At 65.0% G+C, this 4,109-nt stretch carries 3 protein-coding genes; all 3 read right to left on the bottom strand.

Going from position 1 to position 4,109, the window contains the following annotated elements:
* Positions 1 to 119 precede the first annotated feature (119 nt).
* Positions 120 to 2,885 carry a thrombospondin type 3 repeat-containing protein gene (locus H5P28_RS14245; RefSeq protein ID WP_185676386.1) on the bottom strand — a complete coding sequence of 922 codons (2,766 nt, stop codon included), beginning with the start codon at positions 2,883 to 2,885 and terminating at the stop codon, positions 120 to 122.
* 17 nt (positions 2,886 to 2,902) lie between these two features.
* Positions 2,903 to 3,109, bottom strand: a complete 207-nt coding sequence (locus H5P28_RS14240) for a hypothetical protein (protein WP_185676385.1) — start codon at positions 3,107 to 3,109, stop codon at positions 2,903 to 2,905.
* 154 nt (positions 3,110 to 3,263) lie between these two features.
* A partial coding sequence (locus H5P28_RS14235) for a hypothetical protein (protein WP_185676384.1) occupies positions 3,264 to 4,109 on the bottom strand: 846 nt, incomplete at its 5' end.

Below are 4,109 nucleotides of genomic sequence, written 5' to 3'. Positions count from 1 at the left end.
CTCCGCCATCAGGGGCAAGGCGAGCAAGGGCATGACAGCGAGGCAGTGGAGGAGATTCATGGTGTCCGGGGTAAAGGGTGCAGGGAGGTCGGGAGCGGGCTCACGTAAGGGGGCAAAAACTACCTCAGGGTAACGTCGCCGTTGGGGCGGAGGGTGAGGTTTTTGCCGTTGAGGTTGAGGGTGGTCTCGTCGTAGGCGATGGACGAGGCTTGCACGAGGATGCGGCTTTCATCGGCGGCGGCAGCGAAGACACCAGAGAGGGTGGCCTTGGGGCCGTGCAGGCTGCTGGGCTGGCCGGGGTAGAGGCTGAGGCCGTTGTAGTAAACGTCATTGCCGGTGTCGGCCGAGACGTAGTACAGCACATCGGCATCGGCCACGGTGGGCGATTTGCCCTGCCGGAACTCCTCCTCGTTGCTCAGGCCGTCGCCGTCGTAATCATCTCCCGGCAGGACCTGGGCCGTGCTGGTGATGGCGTCGGAGTCGTCAGCATCGACGAGTGCCTGCTTCCAGTCCTCGGGGACCATGCCCCACGGGGAGAGCTCCGCTGGCATGGCGGTGGACACACGTAACGAGTCGATAAAGCCCTGGCTCTCGGACTGGCTCAACTGCTCGAAGCGGACCCGCGTGAAGCCGGCGATGGCCGTGTTGGCAAAGCCCACGTCAAGGGCAACCTCCGTCGCATCGGCCCAGAGGCTCCAGGTCTTGGCCGCGTAGTCGAGGCGGACATCGAAGCGCATCCAGTTGGCCGCGTTCACGGCCAGACCGGCATCCAGCCACTGGCTGCTGCCCCCGTCATAAACGTGCAGGGTGCCTGCCTCGTCGGTCGTGAAGTAAGCCGCCCCGAGCGTCTCGCGCTGCGAGAGGTCGGGCAGGCCGCCGGGGGTCAGTTTGGCATAAAAGCTCACCCAGACCACGCTCGCCCCGACCGGTGAAGCCAGCCACTGCTCGGCGGAAACCGCCTCGCTCGCCGCGGTCTCCAGGGTCACGGATTGAGTCCCGGCCTGCGCCTGCGCCGCGCTCACGGTCACCAGCGCCGAGTCGGTACGCCAACGGTTTTGCCCGCTCAGGGCGGCGACGCTGTAGCCCTCCGCGGGCTCGAATCCGGCCTGCCAGGAGTAGATGCCGTTGCTGTCCGCGCTGAGCGCGTTGAAACTCCCCGCCACCAGCGGGTCCTCGCCCAGTGTGCTTTCGGCACCATCGAGCAGGCCGTCGCCGTCCGTGTCCGGGTTGGTAAAGTCGGTCCCGGCGGCCAGCTCCGCCAGCGTGCCCAGCCCGTCCCGGTCCAGGTCGTAATAATCATCGCGCACCATGCCGGTCGGGTCGGCCGAGTAGGCGTTCTCCGGGTCGTAACCGTGAGCGGCAGCGGCGATTTCCCAGGCATTGCTCAGGCCGTCACCGTCGTTGTCGAGATCGGCGGGCTCGGTGTAGCCGACCTGCACCGCGTCCAGGTAAGTCTCACCGCCCTCGGACTCCGTCATCCGGAAGGACTGAAAGAACGGCACCGCGTTGGCAAAGCCAAGTCCATTGGCCAGGCGCACCCCGTTGAGGTACACCGCCCAGCGCTGCGTGGTGTAGTTGAGCTGGACGGTGAGCCGCTGCCACTGATCGCTCTGGACGTGCTCGTGGGCCAGTGTCTGCCAGCCGCCCATCGGCAGGACCGCGCCGTCAAAAGCCCGCAGCAGCCCCTCGTCGTTAAAGTAAAAGCCCGCCGATGTCGCCGCACTCAGGGCGGGTTCCTCGGCCAGCATTCCCGGCTTGAGCGCGAAGTCCACCCAGACCACGGTGTCGGGCACCGCCGTGAAGAGATTATAAAGCGCCGTCGAGGAGGTGGAGGCGTTGACAAACACCGAGTAACTGCCAGCGGCGGCCTCGGCACTGCTGAGCTGCGGCTCATTGCCTCCCTGATAGGCCCAACCGCCCGCACTGGTCACGTTGGCCGTGGGGTGGTTCTCAAAACTGTCCGTGTAGGGCAGCGCAGCCAGGGTGTAGTTGTCCGCCGCCGCCGGATCGCCCCCGAAGGCGAATTCCCACCCGTCATGCACGCCGTCCCCGTCGCTGTCCGGGTTGCCCGCCGCCAGGTCGTAGAGGAACTCGTGGATGTTCGCGATCCCGTCAAAGTCGAGGTCCCCGTAGCGGTCGTCCATGTTCGGGTTCAGGCCGCTGGCGATTTCGTAGGCGTCGCTCATGCCGTCCCCGTCGCTGTCGAGGAAGATCGGGTTGTCGTACCCGGCGTAGAAGAAGTCAAAATACACCGGTGCCAGCCCACCGCCCTTGAGCCGGAACGAGCTGAAACTCTCCAGCACATCGTCAATAAAGCCCAAGTCCGTCGCCACGAGGTCTTCGTCCAGGTACAGGTCCCAGGTCTTGGTCGCGTAGTTGAGCCGGTAGGTCAGGCGTATCCAGTTTGTGGATACACCGTCGTTCAACGCAAAGGAGCGCGGCACCAGTTGCCACTCTCCGCCGCCCTGCCCGTCGCCATGCACGGCGTACAGCCAGCCCGCGCCCGCACTCTCCACCACGCCGGTCATGGCCGAGGTCTCCGTACTGGAAACCTGCGGCAGGCTCTCCTGCGACCCGGCCATGGGTTTTAAGTAAAAATCGACAAAGGTCACCGCCCCCGGCTGAGCACCGCCGAAGCTCCCCCTCAGAAAGCCCGACACCCCGTCCGGAAACAAAATCGACTGCGCCGCCGAAGCCGAATCAACCGCGGTCACTACCGCGCCCGAACCGCCCGCGCTCCAGGGAGCCAGGCCCGGCGGATTGCCGGGCACATACCCCGCCGCCGACTCGAAATCCGTCTCATACGGCAAGGAAACCTGCCCGCTCAAGGGGCCGGTGAAGAGGGCTAGCGAAAGCCCGAAAACGGCTGCGCTAACTCGGAACATGGGGAGCCTTTCCGAGGTTAACGCCTGCCGGGCAGAATCTTTGCCGCGAAGCGGGCCAGCTTCCCCTCCGGATTCCTGCGCCCCAGAAACATCAGCAGGTACGCGGTCAGAATAAAGCCGCCGATCCCGGACATTTCGATCAGGGTCCCCCCCGAGGGCTCCTGAGCACTCAGGACGGAAGAGGTGGCAAGCAAGACAACAAGAGGCAGGGCAGTAGATTTCATAGCAAACAGGGTTATCTTCGGAAAACCAATCACAGTAAGATTTTATTACAAAAAATCTGGCAAGCCTTTTATTTCGGATAAACAAATCTTATGAACGCCGTAAGCCCATCGATCACCCGAGAAAACCGCTAACCGCTACCACCCCACTCCCACCTCACAGGCCGGAAAAGGCCGTCGGGAACAACTCCTGCCGGGGTGCGGTTAGCAGATGCAGCCCCTTGCCATCGGCACGCAGAGACCAGCAACTCCCGACAAGCCCGTCCGCCTCGCAGGGAAGCCGCAGGCAGGCTTGCTCCAGTGCCGGTTGATCCTCCGGCAGGCTCCGGGCAGTCACCACAAGCAGTCGTCCCTCAAGCGAACGCAGGAATACCGGGAAGTCCGGGGAGCCCCGCTCCAGTTCCTCCAGCAAGAGCCCGAGGCTGGTCGCATCGACCGTCAGCAGGCGGTCCGCGGCCATCTGGTGCCGTCGGGCCAGGGCACGCCCGGCCAGGCAAGCCAGCAGGCCCCCGATGGCACCGAAGCCGAACGCGGCCGAGACACTGAAGAGCCCGCCAATCACACCGATCCTGAGAGCCGTCGTCAACGCCTCCGAGGGCGATTGCCCGGCGATCCCGTAGCCGACAGTCAGCCCGATGAGCGCGGAGGTCAGGGACGCCCCGAAGAAGCTCTGCGGGTCCACGTAGACCGAGAAGGTCTTCCAGGCCGAGACCACCCCCGCCAGCACGTTCTCGATCCCACCGGCGAGCAGGAACGGGTTTTCCAACCAGCAGCCCAGCACGACCTCCACGCCGCCTTCGACAAAGGTATCCACGAACGTCCAGGCCCCCATGTCCAGCGTGCCGCTGAAGGCCTGCATGAGGTCCGCGCTGCCCTCGGCCACCGCGAACAGGCCGACTCCGGCGTCGCAGGCGTTGACATTCAGCCAGCCGTTGGAAATCCCCATCCCTTCCAGCCACTGCCCCAGGCCGGCCCGTGAGAAGCCGGGAATGGGGATGCCCGC

This window comes from Ruficoccus amylovorans (assembly GCF_014230085.1).
Lineage (GTDB): Bacteria > Verrucomicrobiota > Verrucomicrobiia > Opitutales > Cerasicoccaceae > Ruficoccus > Ruficoccus amylovorans.
Note: the sequence above shows the minus strand (reverse complement) of the source record. Positions and strands in the feature narration are given on the sequence as shown.